The organism is Hydrogenivirga caldilitoris, from assembly GCF_003664005.1.
Lineage (GTDB): Bacteria > Aquificota > Aquificia > Aquificales > Aquificaceae > Hydrogenivirga > Hydrogenivirga caldilitoris.
On the sequence record NZ_RCCJ01000001.1, the window covers coordinates 56,161 to 72,595 of the forward strand.

The 16,435-nt window shown below is 44.9% G+C and carries 21 protein-coding genes and 1 tRNA gene; 21 read left to right on the forward strand and 1 reads right to left on the reverse strand.

The features are described from left to right. Position 1: 1 nt before the first annotated feature. The 14 genes from infA (at position 2) to BCF55_RS00435 (ending at position 8,530) form a co-directional block, all read left to right on the forward strand. The gene (gene infA / locus BCF55_RS00370) at positions 2-241 is read left to right on the forward strand and encodes a translation initiation factor IF-1 (RefSeq protein WP_121008687.1); all 240 of its coding nucleotides are present in this window, start codon (positions 2-4) and stop codon (positions 239-241) included. A 10-nt stretch (positions 242-251) separates the two neighbouring features. Beyond that, positions 252-365: a 50S ribosomal protein L36 gene (gene rpmJ, locus BCF55_RS00375; RefSeq protein ID WP_008287620.1), complete on the forward strand. Its 114-nt coding sequence runs from the start codon at positions 252-254 to the stop codon at positions 363-365. 12 nt (positions 366-377) lie between these two features. Next, positions 378-752 carry a 30S ribosomal protein S13 gene (rpsM, locus tag BCF55_RS00380; RefSeq protein ID WP_121008689.1) on the forward strand — a complete coding sequence of 125 codons (375 nt, stop codon included), beginning with the start codon at positions 378-380 and terminating at the stop codon, positions 750-752. Positions 753-763: 11 nt separating this feature from the next. Next, positions 764-1,138, forward strand: coding sequence for a 30S ribosomal protein S11 (gene rpsK, locus BCF55_RS00385; protein ID WP_121008691.1), 375 nt, complete (start codon positions 764-766; stop codon positions 1,136-1,138). Beyond that, positions 1,138-1,773: a 30S ribosomal protein S4 gene (gene rpsD / locus BCF55_RS00390; protein WP_121008693.1), complete on the forward strand. Its 636-nt coding sequence runs from the start codon at positions 1,138-1,140 to the stop codon at positions 1,771-1,773. The genes rpsK and rpsD overlap by 1 nt, the downstream gene beginning before the upstream one ends. A 14-nt stretch (positions 1,774-1,787) precedes the next feature. Next, positions 1,788-2,738, forward strand: coding sequence for a DNA-directed RNA polymerase subunit alpha (locus BCF55_RS00395; RefSeq protein WP_121008695.1), 951 nt, complete (start codon positions 1,788-1,790; stop codon positions 2,736-2,738). A 6-nt stretch (positions 2,739-2,744) separates the two neighbouring features. Continuing rightward, positions 2,745-3,101, forward strand: a complete 357-nt coding sequence (rplQ, locus tag BCF55_RS00400) for a 50S ribosomal protein L17 (protein ID WP_121008697.1) — start codon at positions 2,745-2,747, stop codon at positions 3,099-3,101. Beyond that, complete coding sequence (locus BCF55_RS00405) at positions 3,101-3,340, forward strand: YggT family protein (RefSeq protein WP_121008699.1); 240 nt, start codon at positions 3,101-3,103, stop codon at positions 3,338-3,340. The genes rplQ and BCF55_RS00405 overlap by 1 nt, the downstream gene beginning before the upstream one ends. Further along, positions 3,337-3,873 (forward strand): 4Fe-4S dicluster domain-containing protein, encoded by a 537-nt coding sequence (locus BCF55_RS00410; RefSeq protein WP_121008701.1) that lies wholly within the window; start codon positions 3,337-3,339, stop codon positions 3,871-3,873. Before BCF55_RS00405 ends, BCF55_RS00410 begins: the two co-directional genes overlap by 4 nt. A gap of 37 nt (positions 3,874-3,910) precedes the next feature. Further along, positions 3,911-3,983, forward strand: a tRNA-Ile gene (locus BCF55_RS00415). Positions 3,984-4,014: 31 nt separating this feature from the next. Continuing rightward, complete coding sequence (locus BCF55_RS00420) at positions 4,015-4,584, forward strand: hypothetical protein (protein ID WP_147424991.1); 570 nt, start codon at positions 4,015-4,017, stop codon at positions 4,582-4,584. Between the two features lie 5 nt (positions 4,585-4,589). Further along, complete coding sequence (locus BCF55_RS00425) at positions 4,590-5,297, forward strand: zinc ribbon domain-containing protein (protein ID WP_121008705.1); 708 nt, start codon at positions 4,590-4,592, stop codon at positions 5,295-5,297. Between the two features lie 7 nt (positions 5,298-5,304). Further along, positions 5,305-7,701: a DNA topoisomerase (ATP-hydrolyzing) subunit B gene (gene gyrB, locus BCF55_RS00430; RefSeq protein ID WP_121008707.1), complete on the forward strand. Its 2,397-nt coding sequence runs from the start codon at positions 5,305-5,307 to the stop codon at positions 7,699-7,701. Then, entirely contained in the window at positions 7,694-8,530 is an 837-nt protein-coding gene (locus BCF55_RS00435) for a universal stress protein (RefSeq protein ID WP_121008708.1), read from the forward strand. The genes gyrB and BCF55_RS00435 overlap by 8 nt, the downstream gene beginning before the upstream one ends. Here the strand turns inward: BCF55_RS00435 and BCF55_RS00440 are convergent. After that, complete coding sequence (locus BCF55_RS00440) at positions 8,520-10,703, reverse strand: penicillin-binding protein 1A (RefSeq protein ID WP_121008710.1); 2,184 nt, start codon at positions 10,701-10,703, stop codon at positions 8,520-8,522. The genes BCF55_RS00435 and BCF55_RS00440 overlap by 11 nt on opposite strands. A 60-nt stretch (positions 10,704-10,763) precedes the next feature. Here BCF55_RS00440 and BCF55_RS00445 point away from each other — a divergent pair, with 60 nt between their 5' ends. Genes BCF55_RS00445 through BCF55_RS00475 form a run of 7 tightly spaced genes read left to right on the forward strand, consistent with a single transcriptional unit; the run spans position 10,764 to position 16,433 of the window. Beyond that, positions 10,764-11,201, forward strand: a complete 438-nt coding sequence (locus BCF55_RS00445) for a TraR/DksA family transcriptional regulator (RefSeq protein WP_121008712.1) — start codon at positions 10,764-10,766, stop codon at positions 11,199-11,201. 39 nt (positions 11,202-11,240) lie between these two features. After that, entirely contained in the window at positions 11,241-11,447 is a 207-nt protein-coding gene (locus BCF55_RS00450; protein ID WP_121008714.1) for a heavy-metal-associated domain-containing protein, read from the forward strand. Positions 11,448-11,491: 44 nt separating this feature from the next. Further along, positions 11,492-12,595 (forward strand): peptide chain release factor 2, encoded by a 1,104-nt coding sequence (gene prfB, locus BCF55_RS00455; RefSeq protein WP_121008715.1) that lies wholly within the window; start codon positions 11,492-11,494, stop codon positions 12,593-12,595. A 27-nt stretch (positions 12,596-12,622) separates the two neighbouring features. Continuing rightward, positions 12,623-13,651: a type I glyceraldehyde-3-phosphate dehydrogenase gene (gene gap, locus BCF55_RS00460; protein WP_121008717.1), complete on the forward strand. Its 1,029-nt coding sequence runs from the start codon at positions 12,623-12,625 to the stop codon at positions 13,649-13,651. A gap of 6 nt (positions 13,652-13,657) precedes the next feature. Beyond that, complete coding sequence (gene hisS / locus BCF55_RS00465) at positions 13,658-14,875, forward strand: histidine--tRNA ligase (RefSeq protein WP_121008719.1); 1,218 nt, start codon at positions 13,658-13,660, stop codon at positions 14,873-14,875. 8 nt (positions 14,876-14,883) lie between these two features. After that, positions 14,884-15,147 carry a hypothetical protein gene (locus BCF55_RS00470; protein WP_121008721.1) on the forward strand — a complete coding sequence of 88 codons (264 nt, stop codon included), beginning with the start codon at positions 14,884-14,886 and terminating at the stop codon, positions 15,145-15,147. 41 nt (positions 15,148-15,188) lie between these two features. Beyond that, positions 15,189-16,433 carry a hypothetical protein gene (locus tag BCF55_RS00475; RefSeq protein ID WP_121008723.1) on the forward strand — a complete coding sequence of 415 codons (1,245 nt, stop codon included), beginning with the start codon at positions 15,189-15,191 and terminating at the stop codon, positions 16,431-16,433. Positions 16,434-16,435: the final 2 nt, after the last annotated feature.

Here is a 16,435-nt window from a genome sequence, read left to right on the forward strand (position 1 = left end):
TATGGGGAAGAAAAGGAAGCAGGAGCACGAGAAGGAGAAAGGAATAGTTATGGAAGGAGAGGTTGTTGAAGCACTTCCCAACGGTATGTTTAGAGTTCAGCTAGAAAGTGGGCACGAGGTTCTTGCCCATATATCTGGGAAGATGAGGATCAACTTTATCAGAATACTTCCTGGAGATAAGGTTAGGGTAGAGCTTTCTCCCTATGACCTGACAAGGGGAAGAATCGTTTATAGACTTTGAGGAGGTTGGTATGAGAGTGAGAGCGTCTGTAAAGAAGAGATGCGCAAAGTGCAAGATAATCCGCAGGAAAGGTAAAGTTTACGTTATATGTGAAAACCCGAAACACAAACAAAAGCAAGGATGATGGAGGTTTAAAATGGCAAGGATAGCAGGTGTAGACCTACCTGACAGCAAGAGACTTGAGATAGCCCTTACTTACATCTACGGAATAGGTAAAACCAGGGTAAGGGAGATCTGCCAGTCCACTGGGATAGATTGTAGAAAGAGAGTCGGAGAGTTAACGCCCGAGGAGCTTAACGTCCTGAGGAAGTTTATTGATGAGAACTATAAAGTTGAAGGAGACCTCAGAAGAGAAGTCCAGTTGAACGTTAAGAGGCTAATGGACATGGGTTGCTATAGAGGTCAGAGACATGCAAGAGGTCTTCCTGTTAGAGGACAGCAAACCAGAACTAACGCCAAGACCAGGAAGGGTAGAAGAAGGTCTGGCGGCGGTGTAAGGAGAGGCAAGTAAGGAGGTAGCCCATGGCTAAGAAGAAACAGAAAAGAACCGTTACTAAGGGTATAGTGCATATCCACACCACTTTTAACAACACGATAATCAATGTTACAGACCCACAGGGCAACACCATAGCTTGGGAGAGTGGTGGTACGGTGGGCTTTAAAGGTACAAGGAAGAGTACTCCTTACGCAGCCCAGCTTGCAGCCCAGAAAGCTATGAGGAAGGCTGTTAACGAGTTTGGGCTTCAGGAAGCTGAAGTATGGGTTAAAGGACCCGGTGCTGGTAGGGAGTCAGCTATAAGAGCTGTTTTCGCCTCCGGTATAAAAGTTACAGCTGTAAGGGACGTTACACCTGTTCCTCACAACGGATGCAGGCCACCTTCAAGGAGGAGAGTCTGATGGGAAGGTATATAGGACCTTGGGTAAAACTTGACAGAAAGTTTGGAGTGGTGGTTTCTGGAAAGAAATCTGCCCCCAGGATACTTCAGAGGAGGAACTTTCCCCCAGGACAGCACGGAAGAATAAAGGGTAGAAGGAGAAAGCTCAGTGAGTACGGGTTACGTCTTATGGAGAAGCAGAAGCTAAAGTATCTGTATGGTGGACTGAGGGAGAAGCAGTTTAAGAGGTACTTTGACCTCGCCGCAAAATCAAAGGAGAACACGGGAGAAGTCCTTCTCCAGCTTCTTGAGAGGAGGTTGGACAACGTAGTGTACAGGCTTGGGTTTGCTACTACAAGGAGGCAGGCACGTCAGTTGGTAGCCCACGGGCATATCACGGTGAACGGCAGAAAAGTTGACATCCCCCATTACGAGGTAGAGCCCGGAGACATAATAGAGGTAAAACCCTCTTCCAGAGACATACCTTTCTTGAAAGAAAATCTTGAAAATATAGACCCCAGGAGTGTTCCTGAATGGCTTGAGCTTGATAAGGATAACTTTAGAGGGAAGGTGCTTAAGCTACCAGAGAACGTGAGCGAGTACTTGGAGACACCTATAAATGTCCAGTACATAATTGAGTTTTATTCAAGGGTATAAATGGAGGTTGTTGGATGCTGAACGAATTTGTTTTTCCCAATAAGGTTTACTGGGAGCAGAAGGAGAAGAGCAGAGGTATATTTGTGGTGGAACCTCTTGAGAGGGGTTTTGGGACGACCCTAGGGAACGCACTCAGGAGAGTTCTTCTGTCCTCCATATCAGGAACAGCCGTTACCGCTGTGAAGATATACGGTGTATATCATGAGTTCTCTTCCCTTGAGGGTGTAGCTGAAGATGTTGTTGAGATAATAGCGAATATAAAGGGTGTGAGGTTCAATCTGAAGGATTCTGATGTTGAAATCTTATACCTGAAGAAGAAAGGGGAAGGTGAGATTAAGGCTGCGGACATAACCTTACCCCCAAACGTTGAGGTGGCTAACCCCGATAAGGTTATAGCCACTATCACAAATCCAGACGTGGAATTTAACGCCGAGATAAGGATAGAGAAAGGAAAAGGCTACGTGCTTGCCGAGGAGATGGAAACCATAGGAGAGACAGGATGGATACTCCTGGACGCTGATTTTTCACCTGTTAAACTTGTAAGCTACAGGATAGAACAGACCAGGGTAGGAGAGAAAACAGATTATGAAAGGCTTACCGTTGAGGTTATCACTGACGGTACAAAATCTCCCGATGAGGTTGTGAAAGAGTCTGTTAATATACTCCAGAAGCACTTCTCTCTCCTTGAACATATATCCTACGAAGTTCCCACCCTTGAAGAACCCATACCTGTTGACGAGCTCTCGGAGAAGCTCACCCTATCTATAGAGGAGTTAGATATATCTCAGAGGGCTCTCAACTCTCTGAAGAGGATGGGTATAGCCACGATAGGTGACCTCGTCCAGATGACAGAAGAGGAGCTAAAGAGCACTAAGAATATAGGAAGGAAAGCCCTCGCTGAAATAAAAGAGGCTTTAAAACAGATAGGTTTACAGCTCGGTATAAACATTGAGAGCAAGAGGTGAGAAGAGATGAGGCACAAGGTAAAGAAGAAGAAGTTTGATAGAACCAAAGAGCAGAGAATAGCTTTATACAGAAGCCTTGCAAGGGCTCTTATCCTGGACGAGAGCATAGAAACCCCTCTTGAAAGGGCAAAGGCTGTGAGGAGCTTTGTTGAGAAGTTGGTCACCCTTGGAAAGAAAGGTGACCTCGCTTCCAGGAGGAGGGCTTTGGAACTCCTTCCAGACAGGGAAGCGGTAAAGAAGCTCTTTGAAGATATAGCGCCAAGGTTTGAAGGAAGAAACGGAGGATATACCAGGATTATCAAGTTGGCTGAAAGGAGAGTAGGAGACGGAGCTGAGCTTGCCATACTTGAATGGGTTGAGTGATGCTCTTTAAGCTCCTCCATCTGCTGATACAGCTCCTCATAATTCTTGTTTTTATACATGCTTTAGGTTCTTGGTTCCCTCAGATTAGGGAGAGCAGGTTTTATGCTCTTCTTGACAGGCTTATAGAGCCTATGCTAAGACCCATAAGACAGGTTCTCCCTTACATGGGAGGGATAGATATATCACCTATGATTCTTATATTCATACTTATAGTTATTGATAGGTTGATAGGAAGATGAAGAGACCCTTAATGCTTATAGACCTTGACAGGTGTATTGGTTGTCTATCCTGCGAGGTTGCGTGTGTCCAGGAGAAGAGCCTTGAAAAGATTGGTATAAGACCAATGAAAGTCTTTCGTATAGAAGGCTTATCCGATAAGCCCGATGGTTTCTTTCTGCCTATGAACTGCTTTCACTGCGACCCTGCCCCCTGTGTTATGGCGTGTCCAACCTCAGCGATGAGGAAGAGGGAAAAGGACGGGATAGTTTACGTGGAGGAACTGCTCTGTATAGGGTGTAAAGCCTGCATAATAGCTTGTCCTTACGGGGCTATAACCTTCAACCCTGCAACCATGAAGGTAGAGAAGTGCGACTACTGCTACAATAGGGTTGATAAGGGTCTCCTTCCTTCATGCGTTTCCAAGTGCGTTACTAACTGCCTTTACTTCGTTGAGATTGAGGATATTCCTAAGGAGAGACACAGAGTAAAACGTATAGATTCAGAACTGTACAGGGAAATCTTTGGAGTTTCCTCATACCATTCCTGTGCTTGACCCATACTATGTAAGGAACTATAATAATAGACTTGCAGGGCGCGTAGCTCAATTGGCAGAGCGGGCGGCTCATAACCGCCCGGTTGGGGGTTCGAGTCCTCCCGCGCCCATAATATGAAAGTTTTAATAGCTCTCCAGCTTATGGTCTTTGTTTTAATATCATTCTCGGAAAAGAATGGGTTAAATCCATACAGGTTTAAGCATTATGAGAGATATATGTACGACTACAAAGAAACCTTTAGGGGAGAGAAGGCTACCGGGCGTTACGAGATAGTCATAAGCATTTCGGGAGAAGAGTACGAAGTGAGTATAAGCGGTAAATACAGGGAGTGGGAAGGCGTAATATCTAACAGGTTCAAAAATGCCGAAGAACTTGCGGGCTTTGTTCTCATGAAAAGTTATTTTGACCACTACTGGCTTATACCTTTAACAAGAACTCTGTTCTCAAAAACTCTCGTCAAGGTCTTGGGTTCAAGAGAGGTTGAGCTTTCTCCAGGTGTAAAAGAAATAGACAAAGATACCTTTAGAGTTGTAAAAGAATGTAAGTTTGGCGGACTTGAAGGGGTTATGATGGAGGTTTGGCATAAAAAGGAAGTTGTGTTTAAGCTATGCCTTACACCTTATACTTCCCTTCCAACCTATGTCTATAAGAAAACCGATGAAGGCAATGTTTATGAAATTGAGCTCCTTGAGTACTCAGACTTAAAATAAAGACCATGCGGAAAGAAGATATAAAGCCGATAATAGTCCTCCAAGAGATAGACCAGGAAATATCCAGGATTAATAGAAGGCTTGGAATTCTGGCAAAAGAAAGGGAAGAGCTTGAGAGAAAGCTGGAATCCCTTGAGAAAGAACTCCAGACACTTTTGAAGGAAAAGGAAGAGTTGGAGGGAAAAGAAAGAGTTTTAAAGGAGAGGATAGAGGAGGAGGAGGAACTTCTCAACCGAGTGGAGGAGAAGATGTACATGGTTAGAAAGGACATTGAGTACAAAACCCTTTTGAAGGAGAAATCAAAACATGAGGATAACGTACTAAAACTATCCTATGAACTTGACGAAATCAGGGAAAAGATTGAAAGATTGAAAGAAGAAATAAAAGATAGAGTGCCCAAGATTGAGAAAGATATGAAAGAAACTAAAGAGGAGCTTGAAGATTTAATAGAGGAAGAAAAAATCGCAAAAAATAAACTTCAGGAGCTGCTTAAAGAGAGAAAACTGAGGGAACAAGAGGTAGATATAAGCCTTCTAAAGTTTTATGAGGAAGCAAGACAACGCTTTGGGGAAAATGTAATTGTTTCTATAGAGGGTGGAGTGTGTAGCGGATGCGGTATGAAAATACCAGATGTGCTCTTTGCAAAAATATTAAAGGAAGATTCAATAGAAAGATGTCCCAACTGTGGCAGATATATATACTACAGGTTATAATATAAATATGACAAATCCAGAAGAAATTAAGAACCATAGGGAAGTTCAGGACACCGATTACGGTGCCCAGGATATAAAAGCGGTCACAGGGCTTGAGCACGTCCGTCTTAGGCCTGCCATGTACATAGGAGACATAGGGGAGAGAGGATTACACCATCTGATATGGGAGATACTGGACAACTCCGTTGATGAGGCTATGGCAGGCTATGCGAAGAACATCTCCGTGATAATACACGATGATGGCTCTGTTACCGTTGAGGACGATGGTAGAGGTATACCTGTGGACATACACCCTGATACTGGTAGACCTGCGGTTGAGATGGTCTTTACCATGCTTGGAGCCGGAGGTAAGTTTGAGAAGAAAGCTTACGCTTACTCTGGTGGACTTCACGGTGTGGGCGCTTCGGTTGTCAACGCACTTTCTGAGTGGCTTGTTGTTGAGGTTTACAGGGATGGAAAGATATACAGACAGGAGTATAGGAGAGGAGAGCCCGTCTACGACCTGAAGGTGGTTGGAACAACCACCAAAAGGGGCACCCGTGTAACCTTTAAACCTGACCCTGATATATTTGAAACTACACGTATAAAGTACGACATCGTTGAAAAGAGGGTGAGGGAGCTTGCGTACCTAAACCCTGAAGTAAGGTTCTACTTGAAGGATGAACGGAGCGATAAAGAGGTTACCTACAAGTTTGATAGGGGTATAGAGGAACTCGTTGAATACCTTTCTCAGGCTAAAGAACCCCTGTTTAAGGACATAGTTAGGATACAAGGTGAGAGGGAAGGGGTCATAATTGACATAGCCTTCCGTTATGTAAAGGACTACAAAGAGCTCATAGACAGTTTCGTGAACAACGTTAAAACCATTGAGGGGGGCACTCACGTAACAGGTTTCAGAAGTGGACTTACCAAGGCTGTCGTTAGACTCGCTGAAGGACTTAAGCTTTCTAAAGAGCTGAAGACTATGTTTACCGGTGATGATATAAGAGAGGGGCTTGTTGCGGTTATATCCTGTAAAGTTCCGGAGCCTCAGTTTGAGGGACAGACTAAGACAAAGCTCGGCAATCAGAACGTGAAGAATATAGTGGATTCAATAGTATATGAATATCTAACCGATTACTTTGATAAGAACAAAGAAGTCCTGAAACTCATAGTTGAGAAGGCTATTGAAGCTGCCCTTGCAAGGGAAGCTGCCAAAAAGGCAAAGGAACTTGTAAGGAGGAAATCGCCCCTGGAGGAGGGAATACTTCCGGGGAAACTTGCTGATTGCTCAGAAAGAGAGCCAGATAAATGTGAGATATTCATAGTTGAGGGAGACTCTGCAGGGGGTTCGGCCAAGCAGGCAAGGGATAGAAGGTTTCAAGCGATACTTCCTTTGAGAGGAAAGATAATTAACGTTGAGAAGGCTCGTATAGATAAGGTTCTTGCCAATGAGGAGGTAAAAGCGATAGTTAGTGCCCTCGGTTGTGGTATAGGCGAGGATATAGACTTGACCAAGCTGAGATACCATAAGATAATACTCATGACCGATGCAGACATAGACGGCTCCCATATAAGAACCCTGCTGTTGACTTTCCTTTACAGGTTTATGCCGGAACTTATAGAGAAGGGGTACGTGTATATAGCACTCCCGCCGCTGTACAAGGTTAAAGTTGGCAGGAAGGAGACATACGTTAAGGACGATAAGGAGCTGGAGCGCTTCTTGCAGGAGCTGATAAGGGAGCATGCCTACATGCGAGACTCAATTGGTAGAGAATTTAAGGGGGAAGAACTCATAAAGGTTTTGAAGTCCTTTAAAGAGTATGAGGAAAGCTACAAAGCCCTCATAAAGAGCAAGGGTGAAGATGTGGTAGGCTTCTTACTAACCCACAGAATTGCTGAGGAGGATTTGAGGAGCGCCAATAGGGTTAAAGAGATAGTTCAAATTATGTCTCAGGAGCTTAATAATTACCGGATTGATACAAGGTATGATGACTTTGAAGGAGCTTACGACTTAATACTCTATGACGACAGACTTGGAACGAAGGTAATAATAGATGCCGATTTCCTATCCTCCCTGTCCTACAAACAGGTTTTGGAGGGAATTCATATCCACCTGCCTGTGATTGTCGGTTACAGTTCAAAGCACCAGAAGGTGGAAAACTTAAAGGATATATACAACACTCTAATGGAGCTGGTAAAGAGCGGTATTGAAATCCAAAGGTACAAAGGTTTAGGGGAGATGAACCCAGAGCAACTCTGGGAGACAACCATGAACCCTAAAACCCGTAGACTCGTAAGAGTCACCATTGAAGATGCGGTTGAAGCGGACAGGATATTCACAATTCTAATGGGAGAGCAGGTTGAACCGAGGAGAGAATTCATAGAAACCTATGCAAAAGAGGTGAAGAACCTAGATGTTTAAAAGGATTGTTGTCGGGGTTGATGGTTCTCCAGCGTCAATAACCGCCTCTAAATATGCCTTTAAGATGGGAAACTTCTATGATGTTCCTGTTGTGGGTATATACGTTATAGATGTCAGGCTCTTAGAGGAGAGCTTCCTCGCAGACCTTGCTGGAGTTCTGGGTTTCACTTACTATGAAGGTATCTCTGGGAAGATAAAGGATTTCCTTGAGAAACAAGGTGATACTATACTGACCGAATTCTCATCCCTTGGTAGGGAGTATGGGGCGAAGGTTTCTGTTGTCCAGACTTCTGGAGTTCCATACAGAGAGATCGCCTCTCAGGCTGACCCTGAAGACCTGATAGTACTTGGCAGGGTTGGTAGGAAACCTATAAGCGGAATACTTATAGGTTCTAACTCAGAGAAGGTTGCCCGTCATGCCAAGTGCCCTGTTTTCCTGGTGCCTGAGGAGGAGAGAGAACTCAAAAGGGCTCTTGTCGCTTACGATGGAAGTGAAAATGCGAAGCTATCTCTGCGCATCTGCCGCTCTCTTAGGAGCCTGTATAACTATGAAATAAACGTTCTGTCTGTTCAGGAAGAAGAGGAAGAGGTAAAAAGGATTGAGGAGGAGGTCAGGGAACTTCTCCCTGAAGAACATAAATTCTTCTATGTGTCCGGTTTACCGGAGGAGCGTATAGTTAGCTTTGCGAAGGACGAGGGAATAGATGTACTCTTCTTGGGAGCTTACGGCAAAGGCAGGTTTAAGGAGCTTTTTCTTGGGAGCGTAACCTCCTTTGTCATACATCATCTTGATATACCTATGTTTCTCGCGAAGGTTCCTATGGACTGATTATGTTCCTTAAGTCTGAACAGGTGAGCTTTGGTTGAGTTCCCTCTACGAAGACCATGTTTACCCCAGGGCAAGTTTCATCTGCTATAACGTAGTCCTTCGGGTTTATAGGGACAACCACAGTACCTTCGGGTAATGGAAAATCATCGTTGGGATACTTGGAAGCTGCCACTGCCATAAAGTTCTTCCATATAGGTAACGCTACCCTTGCTCCGGACATCTTCTCTCCAAGAGATACCTTTATGTCATAACCTACCCAGACGCCTGTAACTATGTAAGGAGAAAAACCTATAAACCAGGCATCCATGTATTCGTCAGTTGTTCCGGTTTTACCTGCTACCACCCTTGGTAAGTCTCTTGCAGCTCTTCCAGTCCCTTCAAGTATTACAGCCCTGAGCATGTCAACCAAAACCCTCGTTTCCTGAGGGGGTAGAACCTCTTCACATTTATGGGTATTTTCCTCAAGGACGTTTCCATTCTCATCTACAATTCTCCTTATAAAAAAGGGTTCGCACTTCTTTCCAAGATTTGCAAAGACTTGGTAAGCTGACGTCAGCTGAAGAGGCGTCACTTCAAAGGTTCCAAGGGCTAAAGAGTAGTAAGGTTTCAGGTTGGATAAGCCTACCTTGTCTCCAACACTGAGAACTATTTCAAAACCGAGCTTATCCAGAAGGTTCACTGTTGCTGTGTTTATACTTTTTGCAAGAGCCTCTCTTAGGGTAACAACTGTGTATTCACTGTCCTCATAGTTTTTGGGAGTCCATTCCTTTCCCGTTGCCGGGTCGTAAAAGGTTCTCGCTCTGGCGTCTATAGATGATATCTGAGTCTCTCCCTTGAGAAGGGCTGATAGGTATATAACTGGTTTTATGGCGGAACCCGGTTGCCTTTTCGCCTTTATAGCTCTATTGAAAGGACTGTAAGCGTAAGAATATCCACCTACTATAGCCCTTATGGCTCCCGTGTGAACGTCCATACTTATCAGGGCACCTTGAAGGTCAGGTACTACCTCCGCCTGCCAGCCCTCATCATATTTAAACAACCTTACGAGCAGGTACTCTCTCCCTTCAAGGTTTAGACCTTTTAAGCTCACCTTGAACCTGTTCTTTCCAAGTTCAACCTCGGCCGAATCGTTCTTTATATCAATTATTTTTGCCACGTAAACCTTACCGTTGACAAGGGTTTTCTTTTCAGCTTTATAAAACTCCTCCATATCCTCTTCTGTTTCCGGCATAATGGGTAACCCGTTTATATTTGCGGTGTTCTTCAAACCCTGCTTTAAAGAGCGAATGGCAAGAGCTTGTAAGTCCCTATCTATGGTTGTGTATATCTTGAGTCCACCCTGCAGGGCTATATCTCCGTATTTATCCGTAAGATACTCTTTCACCATATCAAGCACATAGTCTGAAAGCCTATATTTATCGTCTTTTCTGACAACTATGGGCTTGTTTACCGCTGTCTCGTACTCTTCCTGGGTTATATAGCCGTCCTCTAACATCCTCTTTAGAACATAGTTTCTTCTTGTCTTGGCTGTATCAGGGTTCACAAAAGGGTTGAACCTTGAGGGGGCTTTCGGGAGTCCTCCCAACAGAGCTGCCTCTTCAAGGGTGAGGTCCTTGACACTCTTACCAAAGTAAACACGTGCTGCCGCTTCAACTCCATAAGCACCGTTTCCGAGGTATATCTGGTTCAGATAAAGTTCAAGGATCTTTCGTTTATCAAAGGTTCTCTCAATCTTTATGGCTAACAAAGCTTCTTTCAATTTTCTTTTTAAAGTTCTCTCCCTCGTCAGAAATAGATTTTTTGCAAGCTGCTGGGTTATTGTGCTTCCTCCCTGAACTACCCTGCCAGCTTTTAGATTTGCTATCATGGCTCGGAACACAGCTCCGAAATCTATTCCAGAATGACTGAAGAAGTTTCTATCCTCCGCTGCTACAAATGCATATATGACCCTGTCAGGTATCTCATCAATCTTCACATAGTATCTTTTCTGGACACCTATATCTCCATAAGGTCTATCTCTGTAGTCATAAACTATGGAAGATTGGGGAGGTGTCCAGCCTTCAAGTAGTTTTACGTCAGGCAGTGTCATATATAAGCTGAACAGGAGAAGGAATAAAACTCCAAAAACGCCACCTAAAGAGATTAAGAGGTATATTAATATCTTTTTATGCATGACAAAACTTAACAGTTCACTATAATATTATACTTTCAAGCTTTAGACAAGGAGGAGGTTATGACCAAGAAACAACTTGAGGAATGCAGAAACAGGCTCTTGGAGGAAAAGGCGAAGATTTTAGAAAGGTATCTGGCGAAAGAGGAAACCCAGCAACGCCTTGAGGAGGAATCAAAGGAGCCTAGGGACTGGGAGGACATAGGACAGATGACCTATACGGAGGAGCTTCTTGATAACCTGTCCCAGATAGAGATCACTAACCTAAAGGAGATAGATTATGCCCTAAAGAAGATAGAAAGTGGCTCTTACGGCGTATGTGAGAGCTGCGGTGTTGAGATAGCCTTTGAAAGGCTTTGCGCTATACCCTGGACAAGGTACTGCGCCCAGTGTGCGGAGGAGATTGAGAGGGAGTCGGGAACCTTTATGCCCTCTTACGGTTTTGAGCCTATGCTCACAGAGGATATAGAGATAGAAAGGGAGGATATAGGGGAAGCATAACTGATTCAGTTTACCCCTTCCGGTGATAAAATAATTTTCATGAAAGAGTTGGAGCTCAAAGTTCAGGGTATGACCTGTGAACACTGTGTAAGGACCGTTCAGAGGGCTATATCTTCCCTGGAAGGTGTGTCAAAGGTTGAGGTTTTTCTGGACAGTGGAAGGGTTAACGTTTATATGGAAAAGGAAGTACCTTTGGAGGATATAAAGAAATCCATAGAAGAGTGGGGTTACAGAGTCGTGGATTGAGTCATAACACACTGAACCCACCAAGCCTAAATTAATATACGGTCATGTTAGAGTTAAAGGGAAAGATAGAAGAGCTTAAGGAAAGGTTTGAAGATGTAAGAAAGGTCATTGAGCCTGATAAGCTCAGGGATGAACTGAAAAAGATAGATGAGACTATGTCTTCTCAAGGGTTCTGGGAAGACCAGGAGAACGCCAAGAAAATCATACAGAGGAGGAAGTGGCTTGAAGAGACCATAAATTCTCTTGAAGACCTTGAAAATGCCCTTAAAGATGTTGAGGAGCTTGCCCAGAGCACACCAGAAGAGGACACTGAGACATGGGCGATGCTGGAAGAGGAGATGGAAACTCTTGAAAAAAGATTGAACGAGCTTGAGCTAAAAACCTATCTATCTGGGGATATGGACTCTAAGAACGCCTACCTTACAATACAGGCTGGAGCTGGTGGGACGGAAGCCTGCGACTGGGCTGATATGCTCTTCAGGATGTACAGGAGGTGGGCTGAAAGGAACGGATATGAGGTTGAGGTGGTGGACATAACCCCTGATGATGTAGCCGGTATAAAAAGTGTGACGATGCTTATAAAGGGACCCTACGCCTACGGTTATCTCAAGGGAGAACAGGGAGTTCACAGGCTCGTTAGGATATCCCCTTTTGACTCCAATGCGAGGAGGCATACATCCTTTGCTGCTGTATCAGTTATGCCCCAAATAGACGAAGATATAAATATTGAGATAAAGGACGAAGACTTAAAAATAGAGACTTTCAGAGCTTCAGGGGCAGGTGGACAGTACGTAAATAAAACCGACACCGCGGTGAGGATAACCCACGTGCCAACAGGGATTGTTGTCTCCTGCCAACAGGAGAGATCCCAGTTCCAGAACAGGAGGAAAGCCATTGAGCTTCTCAAGGCAAAGCTCTATCAGTTAGAGCAACAAAAGCTCCTTGAGAAGAAAAAGCAATATGAGGGAGAGAAAACCGACATAGGCTGGGGACACCAGATAAGGTCTTACGTATTTCACCCCTACAGACTGATAAAAGACCTCAGAACGGGCTATGAAACAGGGAATGTGGAAGCGGTTATGGATGGAGATATAGACCAGTTCCTGGAGAGCTTCCTCAAATGGCAAGCTGAGAATAGAACCAATTAATTCCCGTTGAATTATAATTAAATAGCTATGGCTATAAGGGTAGGTATAAACGGATTTGGGAGAATTGGAAGGAGCTTCTTCAGAGCCTGCAGAGGATACAAAGATATAGAGATAGTAGCCATAAATGACCTGACCGATAGCTCTCACCTGGCTCACCTCCTAAAATACGACTCCGTTCACGGTGTATACCCTGGAGAAGTTAGGGCGAAGGACGATACCCTTTACGTTGATGGAAAGGAGATAAGGGTCTTCGCCCAAAAAGACCCTGCTCAGATACCCTGGGGTGAGCTTGGGGTAGATGTGGTCATTGAGTCTACAGGTGTGTTCAGAGAAAGAGACAAGGCTGCCCTGCACCTGAAGGGTGGAGCCAGAAAGGTTATAATCTCGGCACCTGCCAAAAATCCTGATATAACAGTAGTTCTTGGGGTGAACGAGGAGAGTTATAACCCTTCAGAACATTCAATAATATCAAACGCCTCCTGTACGACCAACTGCCTTGCTCCGGTAGCTAAAGTCTTGAACGAGGTTTTCGGCGTTCAAAGGGGATACATGGTCACGGTTCATGCTTACACTAACGACCAGAGACTCTTAGACCTACCCCACAAGGATTTCAGAAGGGCAAGGGCTGCCGCTGTAAATATAATTCCGACCACAACCGGAGCCGCCAAGGCGATAGGAGAGGTTATACCTGAGCTGAAAGGTAAGCTGGACGGGACTGCCAGAAGGGTTCCGGTTCCCGATGGTTCTCTGATAGACTTGACCGTTGTGGTTGATAAGACCCCTTCCTCCGTTGAGGAGGTTAATGAGAGGTTTAAGGAGGCAGCCCAGAAGTATGAAACTTCCGGCAAAACCTACCTGAAAGAGATACTTCAGTATTGTGAAGACCCTATAGTGTCTTCCGATATAGTGGGAAACCCTTACTCTTCTATATTTGATGCACCTCTAAGCCAGGTTATAGACAACCTTGTTCACGTTGTCGCCTGGTATGACAATGAGTGGGGTTACTCCTGCAGGCTTAGAGACCTGGTTCTCTACCTTGGAGAGAAAGGGTTTTAGGGGTTCATGGCTGAAGAGTATAAAGCTCCCAGAGGGTTTCATGATATACTCGGTTCTGATCTTAGGAAGTTCAGAAGGATAACCTCTCTTGTTAGAACTCTGTTAAAGAGATATAACTATGAGGAGATAATAGTACCCATCGTAGAGTTTGCAAAAGTTTTTGAGAGGAGTATAGGAGAAGCTACGGACATAGTTCAAAAGGAGATGTTCGTATTCCCTGACAGGAAGGGGAGGGTTTTAGCCCTGAGACCTGAAGGGACGGCTGGGGTGGTAAGAGCTTATATAGAGAACAAGCTCTACGCTCTAAGACCCTATCACAAGTTCTTTTATGAAGGTCCCATGTTCAGATACGAAAGACCTCAGGCGGGAAGGTACAGACAGTTCCATCAAATAGGTGCTGAGGTCTTTGGTGTTGCAGAACCCCACGCCGATGCGGAGCTTTTAAAGTTGGTTCAGGATATACTTGATGGTCTTAGCATAGATGCAGTTATAGAGATAAACTCCCTCGGATGTAAGCTCTGCAGACCTACCTACAGAGAGGCTCTTACCCGGTACCTACATGACGTCTCCGGACATCTGTGCGATGTTTGTATTGACAGGAAGGACAGGAACCCCCTTAGAGTCCTAGACTGCAAGGTGGAGACCTGCAGGGAGGCTGTAAAGGAAGCTCCTAAGATGGTTGATTTCCTTTGTGAGGAATGTAGGGAACACTATACGAAACTCAAACTCTACCTTGATAAGCTCGGTGTAAAGTACAAGGAGAATTACAACCTCGTGAGGGGTCTTGATTATTACACGAGAACGGTCTTTGAAGCCGTATCGGAGAAGCTTGGGGTGGCTGTGGTGGCTGGGGGAAGGTACGACTACCTCGTAGAGGAGTTTGGAGGTCCACCAACGCCGGCACTCGGTTTTGCCGCTGGTATTGAAAGGCTTATGCTCTTGGTGGATGAACCGGAAAAGGACTACGAGCTTTACTTCGTTATTCCCTTTGGGGATGTTTACTCTTACGCTATCAATGTTGCAGACATGCTTCGGAGAAAGGGAAAGGTGGTTGAACTTTCTTACAGAGGTGGAGGACTGAAAAAACAGCTGGAGCTTGCCAATAAGATGGATGCAGACTACGCCGTCATAATTGGTGAAGATGAGATGAGGGAGGGAGTTGTCTCCATAAAGGATATGAAAACTGGAGAGCAGAAGAAGTTGAAGGTTGGAGAACTGATGTAGGTTCAGGGATGAAAGGACTTGCTGTTCTTATAGCCCTTCTTCTGAGCCTTGAGGGTTTTCTGTTCATAAAGCACGAACATAGAGATGGAAAGAAGCATCCCGAGTGTGCAATATGTATCTTTAAGAGCCAGAAACAGGTAGAAAGTAAAGTAGAGATAAAACCCAAGGGCGTGGTCCTGGGAGCTTTTTATATAGGACCACCAGAACTTTCTTCCTTATATTACAAGCAAACCTCCTCCTATACTTCAATTAGAGGACCTCCTACCCTGTGAAGTCTCTCTGCTAACTACTAAAACCCGGAGGAGGTAAGTACATGAAAAGGTTTTTCATTCTTCTCTGTCTCTTTAGCCTTTCCTTTTCTGAGGAAGGTTTAAAGGCTTATCAGGTATATCCCTTTAAGCAGACCCCTTTTATACCGAATATATCCTTCCTCTTAGACACATCCTTGGTCTTAAGGAACGAAAACAACCTGGATACCCTTGAAGTCCCCGGATTCCTACACGGACACGGTGAAGAGCATGCCCACGGAGAGTTCAATAGAGAGAAAGGCTTCAATCTCAATTATGGAGAGCTGTTCTTAAACGCTCCCGTTGACCCTTACTTTGAGCTCTACGTTACGATCCCCTTCTCCGAAGAGGGTGTTCAGCTTGAGGAGGCTTATGCAGTGACACGGGGACTGCCCCATGGTTTCCAGGTAAAAGCTGGTAAGTTCAGGAGCTCCTTCGGAAGACTCAACTCCCAGCATCCCCATCTCTGGGATTTTGCTCAGCAACCCCTCATTTACAGGGTGTTCTTCGGTGAGGGACTGGTTGAGAAGGGCGTTCAGATAAACTGGCTTGCTCCCTTGCCCCTTTACCTGCTGTTCGGTCTTGAGGTTCTGCAGGGTGAAAACGAGAGGAGCTTCGGTGTTAAAGGTTTTACCCTCAATACGAAGAGGGACGGTAGCGGGTCAGAGGTGAGGATTGGAGATGCCTTCAGACCTGGTCTTTTCGTGGGCTTTTTGAAGACCTCCTTTGACCTTGGAAGCCTCTCTTTACTAACAGGGCTTTCCTACGCTCTAGGAAATGTGAGGAGTATTGAAGAGGAAGAGGCTTTTAAGGGAAAGGTAGGAATCTATGGGGTTGACCTCACAGCAAAGTACTTCGTTGATTCATACACATACATTGCTCTTCAGAGTGAGTACATACACAGGAATACGGAGGGAACCCTTTACCGCTATGACGAATTTGGAGACCTTACAGCACTTTACGCTGAGAAGAGACAGGGAGGCTTTTACGTCCAGGCGGTGTGGCAGTTTTCAAGGAGATGGAGGGCAGGCTTTCAGTACAACCTTATAACGAGAAATGAGGTAAGGGAGGCTGACCAGAGGGAGGATTTGCCCGATAATCTACCCGCTTACTACGGCGTTCTTGAGTTTAGACCAACCGAATTTTCAAGGGTCAGGTTTCAGTTAGGTCAAAATAGGGCTCTTTACGAAGAGGGAGAGAGGAAAACGATAAATGAGCTGATTCTTCAGCTGACCTTTGCCATTGGTGCCCATGGTGCCCATCCCTTTTGAAG